Annotated in this window: 15 protein-coding genes; 9 read left to right on the top strand and 6 right to left on the bottom strand. The window is 64.9% G+C overall.

Annotation, left to right across the window (positions count from 1 at the left end):
• The first annotated feature begins 62 nt into the window (after nucleotides 1-62).
• The 3 genes from AOQ71_RS35610 (at nucleotide 63) to AOQ71_RS35600 (ending at nucleotide 6,005) form a co-directional block, all read left to right on the top strand.
• Entirely contained in the window at nucleotides 63-1,559 is a 1,497-nt protein-coding gene (locus tag AOQ71_RS35610; RefSeq protein WP_057757296.1) for a sigma-54-dependent transcriptional regulator, read from the top strand.
• A 347-nt stretch (nucleotides 1,560-1,906) separates the two neighbouring features.
• A complete protein-coding gene (locus tag AOQ71_RS35605) occupies nucleotides 1,907-4,102 on the top strand; it encodes a L,D-transpeptidase family protein (protein ID WP_057757294.1) in 2,196 nt (731 codons plus the stop codon).
• 283 nt (nucleotides 4,103-4,385) lie between these two features.
• Nucleotides 4,386-6,005, top strand: a complete 1,620-nt coding sequence (locus tag AOQ71_RS35600) for a peptidoglycan L,D-endopeptidase MepK (RefSeq protein ID WP_245317332.1) — start codon at nucleotides 4,386-4,388, stop codon at nucleotides 6,003-6,005.
• Nucleotides 6,006-6,140: 135 nt separating this feature from the next.
• Here AOQ71_RS35600 and AOQ71_RS35595 read toward each other — a convergent pair whose 3' ends face one another.
• Together AOQ71_RS35595 and AOQ71_RS35590 are read right to left on the bottom strand one after the other, a co-directional pair.
• The gene (locus AOQ71_RS35595; protein WP_008546273.1) at nucleotides 6,141-6,413 is read right to left on the bottom strand and encodes a DUF2312 domain-containing protein; all 273 of its coding nucleotides are present in this window, start codon (nucleotides 6,411-6,413) and stop codon (nucleotides 6,141-6,143) included.
• A 230-nt stretch (nucleotides 6,414-6,643) separates the two neighbouring features.
• Complete coding sequence (locus tag AOQ71_RS35590) at nucleotides 6,644-6,949, bottom strand: DUF1244 domain-containing protein (protein ID WP_057757289.1); 306 nt, start codon at nucleotides 6,947-6,949, stop codon at nucleotides 6,644-6,646.
• Nucleotides 6,950-7,118: 169 nt separating this feature from the next.
• On the opposite strand from AOQ71_RS35590, the gene AOQ71_RS35585 reads away from it, so the two are divergent.
• A complete protein-coding gene (locus tag AOQ71_RS35585; RefSeq protein WP_057757287.1) occupies nucleotides 7,119-7,718 on the top strand; it encodes a DUF1036 domain-containing protein in 600 nt (199 codons plus the stop codon).
• Entirely contained in the window at nucleotides 7,715-9,151 is a 1,437-nt protein-coding gene (pyk, locus tag AOQ71_RS35580) for a pyruvate kinase (protein ID WP_057757285.1), read from the top strand. The genes AOQ71_RS35585 and pyk overlap by 4 nt, the downstream gene beginning before the upstream one ends.
• Nucleotides 9,152-9,282: 131 nt before the next feature.
• Here the strand turns inward: pyk and AOQ71_RS35575 are convergent, their stop codons facing one another.
• Nucleotides 9,283-9,963 (bottom strand): TetR/AcrR family transcriptional regulator, encoded by a 681-nt coding sequence (locus tag AOQ71_RS35575; protein ID WP_057757575.1) that lies wholly within the window; start codon nucleotides 9,961-9,963, stop codon nucleotides 9,283-9,285.
• A 258-nt stretch (nucleotides 9,964-10,221) separates the two neighbouring features.
• Here AOQ71_RS35575 and AOQ71_RS35570 point away from each other — a divergent pair, with 258 nt between their 5' ends.
• Complete coding sequence (locus AOQ71_RS35570; protein ID WP_057757283.1) at nucleotides 10,222-11,196, top strand: phosphatase PAP2 family protein; 975 nt, start codon at nucleotides 10,222-10,224, stop codon at nucleotides 11,194-11,196.
• Between the two features lie 328 nt (nucleotides 11,197-11,524).
• On the opposite strand, the gene AOQ71_RS35565 is transcribed toward AOQ71_RS35570, so the two are convergent.
• The gene (locus tag AOQ71_RS35565; RefSeq protein WP_057757281.1) at nucleotides 11,525-11,689 is read right to left on the bottom strand and encodes a Flp family type IVb pilin; all 165 of its coding nucleotides are present in this window, start codon (nucleotides 11,687-11,689) and stop codon (nucleotides 11,525-11,527) included.
• 311 nt (nucleotides 11,690-12,000) lie between these two features.
• Here AOQ71_RS35565 and AOQ71_RS35560 point away from each other — a divergent pair, with 311 nt between their 5' ends.
• The 3 genes from AOQ71_RS35560 (at nucleotide 12,001) to AOQ71_RS35550 (ending at nucleotide 15,816) form a co-directional block, all read left to right on the top strand.
• Nucleotides 12,001-13,512, top strand: a complete 1,512-nt coding sequence (locus AOQ71_RS35560; protein ID WP_057757279.1) for a hypothetical protein — start codon at nucleotides 12,001-12,003, stop codon at nucleotides 13,510-13,512.
• An 11-nt stretch (nucleotides 13,513-13,523) separates the two neighbouring features.
• On the top strand, nucleotides 13,524-15,311 hold the full coding sequence (locus AOQ71_RS35555; RefSeq protein ID WP_057757277.1) for a hypothetical protein: 1,788 nt from the start codon (nucleotides 13,524-13,526) through the stop codon (nucleotides 15,309-15,311).
• A 181-nt stretch (nucleotides 15,312-15,492) separates the two neighbouring features.
• The gene (locus AOQ71_RS35550; protein ID WP_057757275.1) at nucleotides 15,493-15,816 is read left to right on the top strand and encodes a hypothetical protein; all 324 of its coding nucleotides are present in this window, start codon (nucleotides 15,493-15,495) and stop codon (nucleotides 15,814-15,816) included.
• Nucleotides 15,817-15,990: 174 nt separating this feature from the next.
• Here AOQ71_RS35550 and AOQ71_RS35545 read toward each other — a convergent pair whose 3' ends face one another.
• Together AOQ71_RS35545 and AOQ71_RS35540 are read right to left on the bottom strand one after the other, a co-directional pair.
• Complete coding sequence (locus AOQ71_RS35545) at nucleotides 15,991-17,196, bottom strand: ABC transporter substrate-binding protein (protein ID WP_057757273.1); 1,206 nt, start codon at nucleotides 17,194-17,196, stop codon at nucleotides 15,991-15,993.
• 280 nt (nucleotides 17,197-17,476) lie between these two features.
• Nucleotides 17,477-18,808 (bottom strand): IS1182 family transposase, encoded by a 1,332-nt coding sequence (locus tag AOQ71_RS35540; RefSeq protein WP_057742559.1) that lies wholly within the window; start codon nucleotides 18,806-18,808, stop codon nucleotides 17,477-17,479.
• Between the last annotated feature and the right edge of the window lie 79 nt (nucleotides 18,809-18,887).

Here is an 18,887-nt window from a genome sequence, read left to right as displayed (position 1 = left end):
TAATCGGCTTCGGCCAGAGTGACCCGATTCGAGACAGATAGTAGTAGCGTGCGGGGAGCACCATGGCTGCCAGTATTTTGATCGCCGACGACGACGCCGTAGCTCGCCGCCTGGTCGAGAACATGGTGCAGAAATGCGGCTATGAAACGGTCGTCGTCGAATCCGGCGATGCCGCGATCGCGACCCTCACCGGTCCCGACGCCCCCGCGATCGACGCGGTGATCCTCGATCTCGTGATGCCCGGCCTCGACGGCATGGGCGTGCTGGCGAAAATCCGCGAGGCGGGCCTCAGCGTGCCCGTCATCGTACAGACCGCCCATGGCGGCATCGACAACGTCATCTCGGCAATGCGCGCCGGTGCGGCCGACTTCGTGGTCAAGCCGGTCGGAATGGAGCGGCTTCAGGTCTCGCTTCGCAACGCGCTGAATGCCTCCGCGCTCAAGGGCGAATTGCAACGCATCCGTCACAGCCGCGAGGGCCGGCTGACCTTCTCCGACATCATCACGCGCGCCGAAGCGATGGCGCCGGTGATGCGCGCGGCCCAGAAGGCAGCAAATTCATCGATCCCCGTGCTGATCGAAGGCGAGTCCGGCGTCGGCAAGGAGATGTTCGCGCGCGCCATCCATGGCAGCGGCGAGCGCAAGGCCAAGCCCTTCGTCGCGGTCAATTGTGGCGCGATTCCCGACAATCTCGTCGAGTCGATCTTGTTCGGCCATGAGAAGGGCGCCTTCACCGGCGCAACCGAACGGCACACCGGCAAATTCCTCGAAGCCCATGGCGGCACGCTGTTTCTGGATGAGGTCAGCGAACTGCCGCTGACTGCACAAGTCAAGCTCCTGCGTGCACTGCAGGAGGGCGCGGTCGAGGCCGTCGGCGGCCGCAAACCCGTCAAGGTCGACGTCCGCATCATCTCCGCGACCAATCGCAAGCTTCTGGACCGGGTCAAGCAAGGGCACTTCCGCGAAGACCTGTTCTATCGCCTGCACGTGCTGCCGCTGACGATCCCCTCGCTCAAGGCCCGCCGCGAGGACATCCCGCATCTGCTCAGGCATTTCCTGGCGCGCTTTGCCGCCGAGGAGAACCGCGCGATCTCCGGCGTCAGCGGCGAGGCCGTGGCGCATCTCACCCAGCTCGACTGGCCCGGCAACATCCGCCAGCTCGAGAATGCCGTCTACCGCGCGGTGGTGATGAGCGAGGGCGACCAGCTCGGTCTCGACGATTTCCCGCTGCCGGGCTCGCATCCGCATTCGGCGACGGAGATCCCGACCGCGCCGCTGATGATCGAGCCGATCGCAGCGCCCTCCGTGGTGTCGGGTAGCGAAATACCCATCGCGCCGCTGCCTCAGACAGGGTCGCTCTCGATGCTCACCCCGACCGGCGATGTTCGCCCGCTGGAGGAGATGGAGAGCGAGATCATCCGCTTTGCGATCTCGCACTACCGCGGACAGATGTCGGAGGTGGCGCGCCGACTCAAGATCGGCAGGTCCACGCTGTACCGCAAGCTCGACGAAGCCGGGGTTCCCGGACATGGCGGGAAAAGCGGCGAGGAGACGCACTGAACCTCATGCGAACAGGGGTTCGCGCGCCTCAGCGATGCGCCTGCAACCCGTTGAATTACGGCAAAATTCGGCTTCGGCTGAAACCGTGACTTGGAAGTGACAGACGGCCGGAAAAGCGTGCGGTGAAACCGCACAATCCGTTGCAAACGGTCTGTCTTGAAGTCAGTTTGTGGTCAGTTTCCCGGGGTAGTGCTAGCTGCAAGAACGGGGCCTGTATATCGTCTGCGTAGGAATCGTTGCGTGCAGGCGTGCAAGTTTCGAGAGGCCGGCGCGATTTAGCCGAAGCTCAATTAGGCGAAAACGAAAGCTGTTCCACGAGGGACAGTTCACCCGAGGGGTGCGAGACAATGCGTGACTGTTTGAACCACCGTGCAGGATTTGACCGCGTTCTGGCGGCGGTTGCAGCGACCTTCCTCACGGTGTCGGCCGGCTCGGCGCTGGCACAGGATCAGGCGCGCAGCAGCGCTGCCGAACTTGCGATCGAAGCCGCGATCCCGCGCCCCGAGCCCGCAAACGTTCCGCCCCCGACCGCATCCGACATCAAGCTGGACACCACCGCCACCGTTCAGGACGGCCCGAAGGACGTGGTCAAGGAGCCTGTGAAGGCCGAAGCCGCTCCGGCCGCGGAGAAGGTGGAGACCAAACCTGCCGACATCGCCACGACGCCCGCCGCCGACACAGCGAAGAGCGAGACGGCCACCACCGAACCCGCCAGATCTGAACCGGCAAAGGCTGACACGGCCACCGCGCCGACTGCCGCTCCCGCTGCACCTGCGGCGGCAGCCGCAACCCCGGCCGCCGAGCCGGTCAAGGCCGCGAGCAACGTTCCTGCCGCCGACCAGCCGGTCGCCGACAAGATCAAGGACATCCTCGGTTCAAAGACCTCGCGCCATTTCGACCGCAAGAACGAACGTGCCGCTGCCGAGAAGTTTTATGGCGCCCGCGACTTTGCGCCGGTCTGGACGCAAGCCGGCAGCCTGACCGCCGCGGCCAAGGGCGTGATCGCGCGGCTGAAGGACGCGGCTTCCGACGGCCTCAATCCAGCCGACTATCCGGTGCCTGACTTCGGCGCCGCCACGACGCCTGATGCGCTCGCCGATGCCGAGCTGAAGCTCACCGCCAGCATGTTCGACTATGCGCGCCAGGCGCAGAGCGGCCGCATGCACTGGTCGCAGGTCAGCGCAGATATCCTCTATCCCGAGCATCCGATCGATCCGAGCGAGGTGATCACCAAGGTCACGACGGCGGCTGACGCGTCCGCCGCGCTCGACAGCTACAATCCGCCGCAGAAGCTCTACAAGGAGCTGAAGGCGCAGCTCGCCAAGCTGCGCGGCCAGGGCGACGGTCCGGTAATCGAGATCACCGACGGCCCCGCGCTGAAATACACCCCCGCCAAGGGTAAGAAGCAGGCTGAAATCGTCGTGCAGGATCCGCGCGTGCCACAGCTTCGTGCCAAGCTCGGCATCACCGAGAACGCCAGCGATGACCACTATGACGCAACGGTTGCCGAAGCCGTACGCAAATTCCAGGACGGTGCCGAGCTGAAGGCGACCGGCGTGCTCGACGCGCCGACCGTCAAGGCCCTGAACAGCCCGAAGCGCGACAAGCAGATCGACACTGTGGTGGTGAACATGGAGCGCTGGCGCTGGCTGCCGCGCGACCTCGGCGTGCCCTCGCTGGGCGATGCCTATGTCATCCTCAACATTCCCGACTACACGCTGAAGGTGATGCAGCACGGCCAGCAGGTCTGGACCACCCGCGTCGTCACCGGCAAGCCGGGCCAGCACGCTACGCCCCTGCTGACCGAGACGATGAAGTACATTACGGTCAACCCGACCTGGAACGTGCCGCCGTCGATCGTCTACGGCGAATATCTGCCGGCGCTGCAGCAGGACCCGACCGTGCTTCAGCGCATGGGCCTGAGGCTCGAGCAGAACCGCGACGGCTCGGTGCACATTTCGCAGCCGCCCGGTGAAGCCAACGCGCTCGGCCGCATCCGCTTCAACTTCCCGAACAAGTTCCTGGTCTATCAGCACGACACGCCGGACAAGCACCTGTTCGCCAAGGAAGATCGCGCCTTCAGCCATGGCTGCATGCGCGTGCAAAATCCGGATCAGTACGCTTCGGTGCTGCTCAACATTACCATGCCGAACGAGCACTACACCCCGGAGCGCGTGCGCAGCATGTATGGCTCCGGTGAGATCGACCTGAAATTCCCGACGCCGATCCCGGTCAACATCACCTACCAAACCGCGTTCGTGGACGATGGCGGCAAGCTGCAATTCCGCAAGGACGTCTATGGCCGCGACGCGACCATGATCAGTATCCTGAAGAACGGCCGCGGCAAGGACCTCGAGAACGTCGTCGCCCATTCGCAGCCGAGCTATTCGCGCCCGGCAACGACGCTGCCGTCAGGCGTGACGTTCGCCAATAATGGCGGCTCGTCGGGGCTGAACTTCTTCGAGCGGCTGTTCGGTGGAGGGGCTCCGACCCCACCACCGGCTCCGGTCGGCCGTCGGCCGCAGCGGGTGTTTACCCGCTGAGATCAGGTCCCGCGCCTCAACTCCCTAATTTCTTCAATAAAATCAGCGACCCTTTCCTCTGGATAGGGTTGCTTAACGTTAACCATTGTCCGCCCGAGTTCCGGCTGCTGGCGTTTTTTTGCCACACTCAACCGCTTAGGATTGTCGTCTGACTTGGTTTGGGGGCGGGAAGGTCAACCTCGAATTAACCTTCTCGTTTTAAGAAAGCGTTCACCCTCTTTCGCGCGCTAACGGGGTTGGCGGGAGAGTCCATTGAACGCTCGTCGACTGGGTGGGCTCATACGTGCTGACTGGTTTCGCACGCAAATTCGCTGCGTTGTCGTTGTCCCATGCGGGAGTGAAGGTCGGATCTCGGATCGGCCTCGCCTCGCTGGTGCTGCTTGCGGCTGCCGGCTCGGTTCATAACGCTGCTGCGCTGAACGAAACCAAGACCCTCTCCTTCCACCACACCCATTCCGGCGAAGACCTCACCGTCACCTTCAAGCGCGACGGCCGCTACGACGAAGCCGCGCTGAAGACGCTGAACCATTTCCTGCGCGACTGGCGCACCCAGGACGAGACGGTGATGGATCGTCACCTGTTCGACATCCTCTGGGAAGTCTATCGCGACGTCGACGGCAAGCAGCCGATCCAGATCATCTCCTCCTATCGCTCCCCCGCCACCAACGCCATGCTCCGCCGCCGCTCCTCGGGCGTGGCGCGGTTCAGCCAGCACATGCTGGGCCACGCGATGGACTTCTACATTCCGGGCGTGCCGCTGGAGCAGATCCGCTTCGCCGGCCTGCGCCTGCAGCGGGGCGGCGTCGGCTTCTACCCGACATCAGGCTCGCCCTTCGTGCATCTGGACACCGGCAGCATTCGGCACTGGCCGCGCATGACGCATGACCAGCTCGCCCGCGTCTTCCCGGACGGAAAGACGGTGCATCTGCCGACCGACGGGGTGCCGCTGAAGGGCTATGAGCTGGCCAAGGCCGAGATCGAGCGGCGCGGCGATGGCGACGACGGCGCCAGCAAGCCGGGCTTCTTCGCCTCCCTGTTCAGCAGGGGCAAGCAGGCTCCGGCAGCCAGTGCCGATGAGGATGACGAGGGCGCTCCCGCCCCGACCGCCAAGCCCGCCACGCCGACCGTGGTCGCCGCCGCAAGCAAGCCCGCCGATCCGGTACCGACGCCGCGCGCCAAGCCGTCCGCCGTCTCCGCCATCCAGCTCGCCTCGGCCGATGCCCAGCTCGTTGCGCCGCCCAAACCGAAAGCCGAGCCGAAGCCCGAGCCCGTGGCTGACAAGCCGGCAGCCGGCAAGCTCGAATCCCCGGCCGACATCATCAATGCCCGCGGCTTCTGGGATGCTCCGGCCACACCGCAGCAGGCGACGCCGGCGCAGATCGCCGCGTTGAAGGCGCGCCAGGCGCTTGCCGCCGCGACAGATCCGCAACCGACCGCGAGCGTCTCCAGTGCCGCCTATCAGGCGCTGGCCTTTGCGCCCGCTTCTGCTTCGCCCGTCGAGCGGGCCCGCGTCGTCGCTGCCTCGGCGCCGTTCCCGCGCGGCGCGCGTCCGGCGTCCACGGCCCGCAACGGTGCGCCGGCCACCGAGATCAATAGCGTCGTCGGCAAGAGCACCGACGGCATGATCGCAACCGCAACCCGCCTCTCCGCCGCCAAGGGCGAGAGCATCTGGCTCAAGATCGTGATGCTGTCGCCGAGCGCCAGCCGCGCGATGTCGGTGACGCTGATGGGCGAGCTCGATATGGCGGCGATGCGCGCCTATTTCGTCAAGCCGCAGGCCGTGGTCGCAATGGGCTTCACCGACGATCCGATGCAGGGCCTGTCCTGCGACAGTTTCTCGGGCAGCGCGACCACGAAGATCGAGACGACGTCGTTCGTCATGCGCACGGCCGCGCTGCGCTGAGACGGATCGCCTTCACCCTCTCGCAGCCCGGATGAAGCGCAGCGCAATCCGGGATTCGTGCCGCGAACAACGACGGCCCCGGATTTCGCTGCGCTCCATCCGGGCTACGGCAATGGTGCCTGAAGCGCGAACGCCTCAGATCATTCCCAGCGCCTGCATGTAGGTCTCGAGAATCGTCTCGGCCTCGGCGCGCTCGTTGGGGTCCTGCTTGCGCAGGCGCACGATGGTGCGCAGCGCCTTGACGTCGTAGCCGTTGCCCTTGCTCTCGGCATAGACGTCGCGGATGTCGTCGGAAATCGCCTTCTTCTCTTCCTCCAGCCGCTCGATACGCTCGATGATGGATTTGAGCTGGTCCTTGGCAAATTTCGTCGCGGGCTCGTCGTCGCGGACGGCGGCGGAGGTGGCCATCTTGGTACTCCCAATGGAACTGGCAAAACGGGGTGACGCCGGCATCCACCGCGCGTGCTGGATAGACCCTTAGGGATGGCGCCTGCCGCGTTCAAGCAAGCATCGCGCTCGTCCACAGCGCGCCCACAGGAGATGATGTTGTCATTCCGGGACGCCCCCAGGGCGAACCCGGAATCTCGAGATTCCGGGTTCGATGCTTTGCATCGCCCCGGAATGACGGAACGAAACGCTCAGTGATTGTGGGGATGGACCTTCTTCATCGCCTCGAGCTGCCCGGGGCTCGCCGTACCCTGGTACTTCGCCTTCCAGGTCTCGTAGGGCATGCCGTAGACGGCTTCCCGGCTCTCATCCTTGCTCAAGCTCACGCCCTGGGCATCCGCGGCGTCCTTGAGCCAGTTCGACAGGCAGTTGCGGCAGAATCCGGCCAGATTCATCAGGTCGATGTTCTGGACGTCGGTTCGCGTCCTCAGGTGATCGACCAGCCGCCGGAACGCGGCCGCCTCGAGTTCCGTTCTGGTTTTGTCGTCGATGGCCATGGCAGGAATCCTCGGCTGTGCCCCTTGATGGTGGTCACCCTTACGGGATCAGGTGGGGTGCTGTCACAGATTTTGCCATATCGCGGCGCAAACGGCGGCTGGGCCAGCAAATGGGCAGTTCCCCGGGCCTACGCCAAATCGTCAATCATCTGGTATACGTTCCGCGACAATGATCGCCGAATCTCCCCGCTCCCCCCTTCGCCTGCTCACCCTGATAGTCCCGGTGCTGGCCGTTGCGCTGCTGTGCCTCTGGACCAGCCCGGCCTCGGCCGACTTCCGCCTCTGCAACAACACCTCAAGCCGGGTCGGTATCGCGCTCGGCTACAAGGACGCCGACGGCTGGACCACCGAGGGCTGGTGGAACATCTCGTCCCGCTCCTGCGAGACCCTGCTGCGGGGTACGCTGGTCGCCCGCTACTATTACATCTACGCCATCGACTATGACCGCGGCGGCGAATGGTCGGGGCAGGCCTTCATGTGCTCGCGCGACAAGGAATTCACCATCCGCGGCACCGAGGACTGCCTGGCGCGCGGCTATGACCGGACCGGCTATTTCGAGGTCGACACCGGCGAGCAGCGAGCCTGGACGGTGCAGCTCACCGACGCCAACGAGCAGCCTTCGACGCAGCAGCGTGTCCCCGGCATGCCCGGCCCTGTCGGCCCTGGTGGCGGCGTCCCGGGTTTGCCCAATAGTCCGCCCGGTGGTACGCCCCCCGCCGCACCTGGCCTTCCGCCAGCCCCCTCGCCACCGTCTGGGAATAAGCCATGAGGCGTCTTCGCCGTATCAAGATTCTCGCGACTCTCGGACCTGCCTCGTCGGACCTCGCGATGATCCGCCGCCTGTTCGAGGCCGGCGCCGACGTGTTCCGCATCAACATGAGCCACACACCGCATGACAAGATGCGGGAGCTGGTGGCGACGATCCGCAATGTCGAGAGCAGCTACGGCCGCCCGATCGGCATCCTGGTCGATCTCCAGGGCCCGAAGCTCCGCCTCGGCGCCTTCGCTGAAGGCGCGGTGCAGCTTCAAAACGGGCAGACCTTCACGCTGGATTCCGACAAGGCGCCGGGCGATGCCACCCGCGTCAACCTTCCCCATCCGGAGATCCTGGCCGCGCTGCGGCCTGGCCATGCCCTGCTGCTCGACGACGGCAAGGTGCGGCTGATCGCCGAGGAGACCACCAAGGAACACGCGGTCACGCGCGTCGTGGTCGGCGGCAAGATGTCTGACCGCAAGGGCGTCAGCCTGCCCGACACCGACCTGCCGGTCTCGGCGATGACGCCGAAGGACCGCGCCGACCTCGAGGCGGCCCTCGTCACCGGCGTCGACTGGATCGCGCTGTCCTTCGTGCAGCGCGCGGACGACGTGATCGAAGCCAAGAAGATGATCCGCGGCCGCGCCGCCGTGATGGCCAAGATCGAGAAGCCGCAGGCGATCGACCGCCTCGCCGACATCATCGAGGCCTCCGACGCGCTGATGGTGGCGCGCGGCGACCTCGGCGTCGAATTGCCGCTCGAGCGCGTGCCGAGCCTGCAGAAGCAGATGACGCGCATGGCGCGCCGCGCCGGCAAACCGGTGGTGATCGCGACGCAGATGCTGGAATCGATGATCCAGTCGCCGGTGCCGACCCGCGCCGAGGTCTCCGACGTCGCCACCGCCGTCTATGAGGGCGCCGACGCCATCATGCTGTCGGCGGAATCGGCGGCCGGCAAATTCCCGGTCGAGGCGGTCTCGACCATGAACCGCATCGGCGAAGAGGTCGAGCGCGACCCGACCTACCGGTCCGTGATCACCGCCCAGCGGCCCGCGCCGGAATCCACCGCAGGCGATGCCATCGCGGACGCCGCGCGTCAGATCGCCGAGACGCTCGACCTGCCCGCCTTGATCTGCTGGACCTCATCCGGCTCGACCGCGGTACGCGTGGCGCGCGAGCGGCCGAAGCCGCCGATCGTGGCGATCACGCCCAACATCACCGCCGGCCGCAGGCTTGCTGCCGTATGGGGCGTGCATTGCGTGGTGGCCGAAGATGCGCGCGACCAGGACGACATGGTGAGCCGCGCCGGCCAGATCGCCTTCCGCGACGGTTTCGTCCGCGCCGGCCAGCGCGTGATCATCGTCGCCGGCGTGCCGCTCGGCATTCCCGGCACCACCAACATGGTGCGCATCGCCTCCGTCGGCCCCGAGGGCGACGCCAATATGTGAGGCGGCCGCCGGCCGGCAACGCACACTTCCGAAAACAACCCCATGCACAGTAGCCGGCTGAATCCGGCTGCCTTGCGCGGGCTTTGGGAAAAGGCCAGCTCAGGCAAATGCCTGGGCGGGGCCGGGTCTTCTCAGGCCCCGACCAGCGCCTTGGTCGTCGGCAGCAAGGTCTGCTGCACCACCAGCCCCCTGGCGCGGGCGTCCATGACGCCGACGGCGCGCAGCGCCAGCAGCGTCACGGTCTGGACAGCGTCGCGCATCTTGACGGGATCTTCGAGATTGTCGGGCGCGAGCGGACCGACCAGGGCCTCATGCAGCGCACCCAGCAGCGCAGTTGCGGCCAGCGCCGTGTCCTGCGCCGGCAGATGGCCGGCGCGCACCGCCGCGTCGATCCGCCCGGCGATCTCGCCCGCGATCTCCCGGCGGCTGGCCAGCCTGGAGGCGCTGACATCGACATCGACAGGTTCAGCCAAAATGCCCCAGGCGAGGCGGCGCTGCGACAGCGTATGGACCGCAACGGTGGTCACGGCCGCCGCCAGCGCCGAGGACGGCCCCGGCGCGGCATCAGCCGCCCGGCGGATGGCCGCGAGCTCGTCGCGGGAGACTTCCGAGATCAGTTCGGAGATCAGCTCGGCCTTGGAGGGGAAGTAGCGGTAGACGGTGCCGGCCGCCACATTGGCCCTGACGGCGACCGGCGCGATCTGCACCGCCGCCATGCCGCCTTCGGCTGCGGCTTCCCTTGCCGCCGCCAGGATGGCGCTGCGCCGAGCCGCAAGGCGCTTAACCACTTGATGCGTCCGCCGATAAACCATGGCGCGCTTCCTGTCCCACCACGCCTGCCGCACGCCCCGCGGCCGAACGCTTCGTCACTGAATTCGCTGCAAATCGCCCCGCAAGGACTGAACAACTATTCAGGGTGGATGACAAGCAGCAAAAGCGCTCACACGCGAAACGCTGCATTGCAAACCGCTCAAAGTGCGGGGAATCCATTGGTGAACGGCTAACCACACTTTTTACCGCGGTCTTAAAGGCGGTCAGTGACTGTCGCTGCGATCCAACCCGGTGCAGCCATGCTCGACACGGACGCCAAGACCGCCTGGCAGCTCTTCCATTTGAACTGGCTTCCCATCGCGATCATGGGCGGCCTGCTGGTGCTCGGCCTATCCGTCACCGGCCTCAGGCTCGAGCCCGTCGCCTATGGCGTTACGCTGGCAATCGCCGCACTCTTGGTCGGCATCGCCTATCGCCACCGCATCGCCAAAGGCGATCTTGCCGATCCGAAGCTGATCTTCTCGCTTGGTACGATCGGCCAGGTGATCATCACCTGCGCGATCGTCGGACCGCTCAGCTACGTCGCCGGCATACTGGGCTTTCCGCTGCAGGACCAGGCGCTGCTCGCGATCGATCGCGCACTCGGCCTCGATCCCGAGCCGATCGCGCGCTTCGTCAACGATCACCCCTGGCTCGCCGACATCCTGTCGCGCAGCTACGGCCTGATCAAATGGCCCCTGCTGTTCGTGCCCGTCGTGCTGACGCTGACGGCGCGTTATGTGCGGCTGCAATTGTTCATGCTGGCAATGAGTCTTGGGCTTGCCGTCACCATCGCGGTCTCGGCACTCTTGCCGGCGATCGGCACCTATTACGGATTGCAATTGCCCGCGGCCCAAATCCCCGACATCAACACCGCGATCTACGCCGGACAGTTGCGCGATATCCTGGGCTTACGCGACGGCAGCCTGCACGAGCTGCGACTGTTCTTCCTGTCCGGCATCGTCTCGTTCCCGAGCTTCCATGCCGCATCCGCCGTGTTCTACATGTGGGCGCTGTGGCCGGTGCGGCGCATCGGCGGTGTTGCGGCCGCCCTCAACCTCATGATGATCGCGGCAACGCCTGTCATCGGCGCGCATTACATCGTCGACGTCGCTGGTGGTGTTGCGCTCGCGGCAGCTTCGATCTGGGCGGCGAAGGCCTATCTGGCATGGATGAACCGCACCCCGCGGGTCCCGGCAGCGCCGGCGGTGTGGCAGCCGAGTCTCGCGGAATAAAAGCGCGGGCGGCTGTGCGTCACGCCGCTATCAATCACAACAGCAGCTCTCGTAGGGTGGGCAAAGGCGCGCAGCGCCGTGCCCACCATCTCTCCGTAGTTGCGCCAGGTGGCTGCCGCGTCCTCGTCATTGCGAGCGCAGCGAAGCAATCCAGCAAGCCCTCCGCGGAGATAGTCTGGATTGCNATGACGCGGGGATACACGTGCGGACAATCTACGTGACGTGGGCACACTGTCGCCTTGCCCACCCTACGAGACCTTCAATGCCAACCCAAACGAAAAGAGCCCCGTCCGAGGACGGGGCTCTGAGCTCTGAATTCGTCTCTGGCTTACTTGAGGCTGGTCGAGATCGAGCCGAACTTGGTGTTCAGGGTCGAGCCGAGGTTGTTGACGACGGTGATGATCGCCAGCGCGATGCCGGCGGCGATCAGGCCGTATTCGATGGCGGTGGCGCCGGATTCGTCCTTCACGAAACGCGAAACGAGGTTCTTCATAGACTGCTCCAAAAAGTACACGAGGCTTCAACTGGTCTGGTCTGGTTTCTTCGGCTTCCCAGCGCCGCCCGACCATGGAACTGAACGTAAAGGCAAAGACTTGCGTCGCAGTTAATTCGACTGCGTAAACCGGGAACAAATGGCATGTATTGGCCGATGGTAAACCGAAATTGAAAACAACCGGTTAAATTGCGCGGACGCAAAAATAGTGATCGAGACGATTTACTCGAAAGTTATGACCGCCATGGTCCAATGCCGCCCGCTCGGCCAAGACACCCAAGAAAACACACCCAAGAACAAGACGAGGCGGCATGTCGCTTTCCTTCACCAACAGCATCGCCGTGCAGAGCCGCGCGCGAGCGCTGGTGCCGCTGTGTGCCGGCGCGGGCGCCTATCTCTTCTTCCTTTATGTCGGCGACACGCTGCTTCAGGACTCCGACTCGTTCTGGCAGATCAAGATCGGACAGTGGATCCTCGATCACCACGCCCTGCCCTATACCGACTTCTATTCCTTCACGCGGCCAGGCGAGCCCTGGATCTCGACGTCCTGGCTGTCGCAAATTCTGTACGCCATCACTTTCGCGCAATGGGACTGGGCCGGGCCTGTCATCCTCACTGCGCTTGCGATTGCGGCGTCAGTTGCGATCTTTGTCCATCTGCTCGACGCCCATCTCGAAATTCCGCGCTCGGTGCTGTTCGCGATGCTGGCGGTGCTGCTGTCGCTGCATCACATCCTGACGCGGCCCCATATGCTGGCGCTGCCGGTGATGATCGCCTGGGTCGGCATTCTCATGAATGCCGCCGACCGCAAGGTCACGCCGTCCTGGGCGTGGCTGCCGCTGATGTCGCTGTGGGCGAACCTGCATGGCGGCTTCGTGCTGGGCCTCGTGCTGATCGGACCGATGGCGTTAGAGGCGATCTGGACGCTGGATTCGGCCAAGCAGATCCGCCTGCTCGCGCGCTGGTTCCTGTTCGGCGTCGCCGCGATGATCGCTGCCTGCGTCACGCCCTATGGCTGGCGCACGCTGCTGGGCGCGACCAACATCCTCAATCTCGGCGAATTGCTGTCGGTCATCTCGGAATGGATGCCGGCGAATTTCGCTTCGTTCTCCGCATTCGAAGGCGCGATCCTTGGCCTGATCGCGATCGGCCTGTTTCGCGGCCTGACGCTGTCGCCGCCGCGCATTCTCCTGGTCCTGCTGTTCACCTGGATGGGGCTGACCCATGTCAGGAGCATCGAGGCCTTTGCCTTCCTGGTGCCGCTGGCGCTGGCAAAGCCGCTCGGCGAAAAGTCGCCGCTGCCGCAAGCTCCGCAAGATACTGAGCAAGGCAACGAGAGCCCGGCGGCGCGCTATGTCACTGTCATGGGCGCGCTGATGATCGCAGCCGCGGCCTGGACCTCGACCTCGGTCTACATGTCGCATCACCGCTTCACCTTCACGATGGACCAGACGCCAGTTACCGCCGTCGATCTGCTGCAGCAGCGCAAGGCGCAGCGCATCTTCAATGCCTACCAGTTCGGCGGCTACCTGATCTCGCGCGACATCCCTGTTTTCGTCGACGGCCGCGCCGAGCTCTATGGCGAGAAGTTCGTGATGGACTTCTTTAGGGCGATCGAGGTCAAGAAGCTCGATAATCTGACGCGGCTGCTCGAAGAGTACAAGATCGACGCCACGCTGCTGGTCGCCGACAGCCCCGCCGCCCAGGTGCTCGATCATATCAAGGGCTGGAAACGGCTCTATGCCGACAACATCGCCGTGATCCATGTGCGGGATGACGAGGCGAGCGCGGGCAACGCGCCCATGTCCACGCACTCAAATTGAGACGCCGGACAATGTCGCCGCCACGATCGACCACAGAGCCGAAGCCAGCGATCGTGCTTGCGATCGTCTGGGCAATGATCGTGGTCGCGCTCGGACTTCCCGCGATCAAGACCGGTGTGTTCGACACGCTGTCGACCGACGACGCCCTGCGTCTGGTCGAGGTGCGTGATCTTCTGGCCGGCCAGGGCTGGTTCGACCTGACCCAATACCGGCTCGACCCGCCCGGAATTGCCATGCACTGGTCCCGCATCGTCGATGCGCCCCTGGCCGTGCTGATCCTCGTGTTGCGCCCGCTGCTCGGCCAGCATCTTGCCGAAGTGCTGACGCTGGTGCTGTGGCCGTCGCTGCTGATGGGCGCGGCGCTGTGGCTCGCAGCGAGGATCGCAAGCCAGGCCTGCGCCCCTGAAGACAGGAAGCGGGCACAGCTTGCGGCGATTGTGGTCACGGCGCTGTCGATCCCCGCCCTGATCCACTTCCGGGCCGGCGCGATCGACCATCACAACCTGCAGATCGTGCTGCTGCTCGGCTTCGTGCTCTGCATCTGTGCTCTGGAACACCGTGCGGACAGGGCAGCTTTGGCCGGGTTGTGCGGCGCGCTTTCGCTGGCGGTCGGATTGGAAATGCTGCCTGCCATCGCCATGGCGAGCGCGGTCGTTGTGGGGCTCTTGGTGTGGAAAGGCACTGACGTCCTGCGCCCCGCCTGCGCCTTTGGTGCGGGCCTTGCCGGCTCCTCGCTGCTGCTGGCGCTGCTGCTGCTGCCGATCAACAGTCTCACCAGGCCGGTCTGCGATGCCTTCGGCGGGCCTGTCCTGCTGCTGTGTGCGGGCGGCGGCGTCGCCCTGCTCGCGGTTGCCGGTGTTGCCCGCATGCGCGACGGCGTGTGGACGCGATTCGCGGCGAGCGGGATTGCCGGTGCGCTCCTGCTCGGCGCATTCTACAGATCGTATCCGAGCTGCGTTGCCTCGCCCTATGCGCAGGTCGACCCCCTGCTCGTCAGCTTCTGGCTTGGCCGCGTCGTCGAGACCATGTCGGTGAGCGAACTGGCACAGATGCAGCCGCAAAAGCTGCTCGGCTATTACGCGTTTCCATTGCTGACGCTCGGCCTGTGCACGGCCGCCGTGATCGGCTGCACGCCGCAAATGCGCTTTCGCTGGATCGTCTCGACCATCACGCTCGCGGCGCTGTGCGGCGAGAGCCTGTGGGAATTGCGCGGCGCCGCTGCCGCCAACATCGTCGCCGCCCCGCTATGCGTCGCCGGAATTGTCCGGCTTCGCACTGAAATCGTGGCCGGTTCGCGGCTGGTCCGCGTCGCGCTGCTGCTGTCGCCCGCCACACTTGGAGGCATCGGCCTTGCGGTCTGGCCGGCGTTCGCTGCCGGCACAGGCGGACCCAAGATCGCGATGCCTGATCCCGCGGCGTCCTGCCAGACCATCTCCAGCGCCGCAGCGCTCGCCGACCTGCCGCCCGGACGGATGATGGCGCCGATCGATTCCGGTCCTGCGATCCTGGCGGCGACGGAACACGCCGTCTTCGCTGGTCCCTATCACCGCAACAATGACGGCAACCTCGCCATGGTGCACGCGATGACAGCAGCACCTGAGGCCGCCCACGACATGCTGCGCGCGCGGCAAGTCGACTATATCCTGACCTGCAACGGCTCCTTCGATCAGGAGGATCTTGTCCGCATCGCGCCGGAGGGTCTTGCCGCACATCTCGGCCGCGGTGAAGCTCCGGACTATCTGGAGCCCGTGCAGGCCGTATCGAAACCCGGCTGGACGGTCTGGCGCCTGCGCAAGTAAGGGAGCGCGAAGCGGAGATTGCGATGGTGCAGGCGCGGGATGTTACGGGAGGCGCAGCAACAGAGCGGCCGTAGCCCGGATGGAGCGGTAGCGCAATCCGGGGCCTTCTTTAAGCTACCAATCCCGGATTACGCTACCGCTCCATCCGGGCTACGTTAGCTGGCCTGGAACCAACAGTGTCATGAAGAATCCGGACGCCATCGCCGTCATCGTCTCAGCGCTCCGCCACGTCCATGGTGACGACATCGCGCGTATGATGCTGGTCGAAGGCATGAGCCTCTCCAATCTGATCGATGCGATGTTTTCGGCGCCCCTGACGCACCGGGAGGCGGTGCGGGCGATCACCGACGGGCTCGATGATTTCGTCATCACGCCGGACCTGGGGCTGATCTGGCACCTGAAATATGTCTACGGGGACCACTCCCTGCACGTGGTGGACCTGGAGATTGCGACGCCTGACGGGACGCTGGCGAGCCGGGACGTCTGGCTTCGGCTGGCGTCGTGAATGCGGAGCCGGTGCTGTGCGGAGACGTGGCCCCGGCTGGCTGGGCCCCGACTCTGCGGAGCGGCACTTCGCGCCGCACCGCGTCCGGTCCGAGGCACGAGAGCTGGCGACCATATGCCTTCGGGCGTGTCGACCACCCTATGATAGCGGAGTTGTTTCGCGAGCTTCGCCCCCTCAATTCCCCGTCTGCAACTCGCCAAAGCGCTCCCAGGTCTTGCCGTTGAAGCGCATGAACTGCATCTGGTCGACCGGGACGTGGTCAGTCGCGCTGGTGTTGATCTTGATGCCGGGGAGCAGCATCGGCAGTTCGAGGTCGTGAATCGAAAATGCCTGCTTCAGGATGTTCTCGGTCGACAGATCGTCGCCGCAGGCTTTCAGCACGGCCTCCAGCGCCATCGCGCTGTTATAGGCATTGACGTAGTTGGTATCGTGCTGGTCGGCTTCAGGCACATACTTCGTCATGAAGTCGCGCCAGGCCTTGACGCCGGCATCGTCCTTCCAGGCGGGATCATCGGGGTCCTTCACATAGGCCGTGGAGAGAATGCCGGTGCCGGCTTCGACGCCGGCAGGCTCCATCACCGTCGAGATCCAGACCGCGACGTTGGACAGGAAGGTCATGGGACGCCAGCCGATCTCGAAGGACTTGCGGATCGCCTGCGCCGCGAATTTCGGCGTCGCCGCGATCACGAACACGTCGGCGCCAGAGGCTTTCAGCTTGACGATCTGGGAATCGATGGTCGGGTCCTGGATCTCGTAGGTCGCGACGGTGACGACGGCATCGTATTTCTCGCCAAGCACGTCCTTGAGGCCGGCGAGATAGTCGCGGCCATAATCATCGTTCTGCGAGATCACCGCGAACTTCGCGTTGGGGTTTTTCGCCAATGCATAGCGCGCATAGAGCCGGGCCTCGTAGCGGAACGGACCCTGCACGCCCATGGTCGCCTGCGGATATTGCGTGATGTCGGCAAACTTCGAGGCGCCAGATCCGATGAAGAGCTGCGGCACGTTCTTAGACTGGAGGTACTTTGCGATCGCGGTGTTATGCGCCGTGCCGATCGAGGAGAAGATCAGCGCGACCTCGTCGCTCTCCACCAGCCTTCGGGTCTGCTCGACCGATTTCGGCGGTGCGTAGCTGTCGTCGAGCGAGATCAGATTGACCTTGCGGCCGTTGATGCCGCCCTTGTCGTTCAGCATCTTGAAATAGCCGACCTCGCCCTTGCCGAGCGCACCGAAGGCGGAGACCGGCCCGCTATAGGGCATGGTCTGGCCGATCCTGATCTCGGTTGCGGTGACGCCGCGCATCTCGGCGGCGGGCGACAAGGTTGGCGATAGCAGGATTGAAACGGCGCCAAGCGCGCCCAACGCGGCCACGAAGCGCATCGGTCTACCCTCCCCTTTGTCGGCGCGATCACTCCGCGCCTTTGTTTGAGGCCGAGCATGTCACGACGGTCGCCTCGCTGCCAAGACCCATTCGCGGCCGGGGTCTCGTGTCCCGGACGCGCCGCAACGCGAGAGCGCTGCCCCGGCTCTGCGGCGTACCACGAGCGCAGATATCGTAGAGCCTGTGAGTCATTTCCGCATTCGATATTAAAGAGTGGGTAGCGCCCGCGCTGATGTCGGGGGCCGTCGATGTCGAACCGCCGGGGGATGGCTGTGCTGTCTATGCTTTTGCCAGTTGGTGTCCTTGCAGGATGTTGTTGGTGAGGGCGTACCAGAGCACGACGGCACGGACCTTCTCGATGCCGCGCACGGTCAATTGCCTGAGGTCCCAGTTCCGCCACCGGGCATGGATGCATTCGCAGATCGTGCGGGCTTTGTACTGTGCCTTGCCGGCTTCGCTGGCCATGCGGGCCCGCCAGGCCGCGACGCCAGGACCGTCGCTGCTCCGAGGTAAAAAGGGATCGACACCGCTCCTGGAGTTGGGCGGAGGACAGTAGACCTCGACGCCTTCACCGTGCGCCCATTCGATGTCCTCGCCGCTGCAGAACCCGCCATCGGCGAGGTAGCGACGCGGCAAGCGCTTCAGCCGAGTGCGCGTTCGCTCCAGCATCGGCCGCATCAAGCCGCGATCTGATCCGTTGTTGTCGATGTCGACCGTGACCACGATCAGTTCGCCGGCCGCGCTGGCCACCTGCACATTGTAGGCGGGGCGGAAGCCGGCATCTGCCATCTTCATCACCCTTGCCTGCGGGTCGGTGGTGGAGGCCCGGGGCTCCTTCGGCTTTTTGCCATTGCCGCCTTTTTCGTCGAGTTGCTTGCGCTTCCGCTTGATCTCGTCCAAAGCCCTCTGCGCAGCCTGCACCCGCTCACTGCGTTCGCGTGCCGCGCGCTCTCTGGCCGCCCTGATACGCCGGCTGCTGGCTTCCGGATCCGCATCGACCTCGCGCTTGAGCTCTTCCACCACAGCCTTCGCTTGGGCCATCTGCCGGCCGAGCGTTGCCTCCCGCCGGAACGAGCCGGCCCCCGCATTCGCCCGTATCCGCACCCCGTCCTGGGTCAGCTTCTCCAGATCAATCAGCCCTGCCTCATTCAGAGCCACCAGATGTTCGACCAGCAAACGGTCCAGCAGGTCCGCGCAGCCGACCCGGAAATCCGACAGTGTGTGATAGTTCAAAGACACGCCGCCGCAGAGCCAGCGGTAGACGTCGTGACTGTCGCAGAGCCGATCCAACGCCCGCGCGCTGCCAACGCCATCGCTCGTGGCGTACAGCCAAAGCGCCAGCAGCAGCCGGGGTGATGGCGCCGGATGGCCCGGCCTGTTTTCCCGTGCCTTAACCCGATCTTCCAGCTCGCTCAGGTCGAGCCCCTCGACATAAGCCCAGATCACCCGGGCCAGATGATCCTGCCCGATCAGGCTGTCGATATCGACCGCCCGCAATTCGACCTGATTGCGCACGGGCTCGCGCAGCCGAGGTGCACCCCGCGGCACCGCTTCGGTTCGTGGCGCCGACTGATCCGGCAATTCGCCAAAAAGTCCCTCGTCAGCCATCATCCTCTCCAGCAGATCAGTCTGCCTAGAGAATCACATTCGCCCGACACGCGGTACAAAAGATTCACAGTCTCGTAGGGTG

It is taken from the genome of Bradyrhizobium manausense (assembly GCF_001440035.1).
In the GTDB taxonomy this organism is placed as follows: Bacteria; Pseudomonadota; Alphaproteobacteria; order Rhizobiales; family Xanthobacteraceae; genus Bradyrhizobium; species Bradyrhizobium manausense.
Note: the sequence above shows the minus strand (reverse complement) of the source record. Positions and strands in the feature narration are given on the sequence as shown.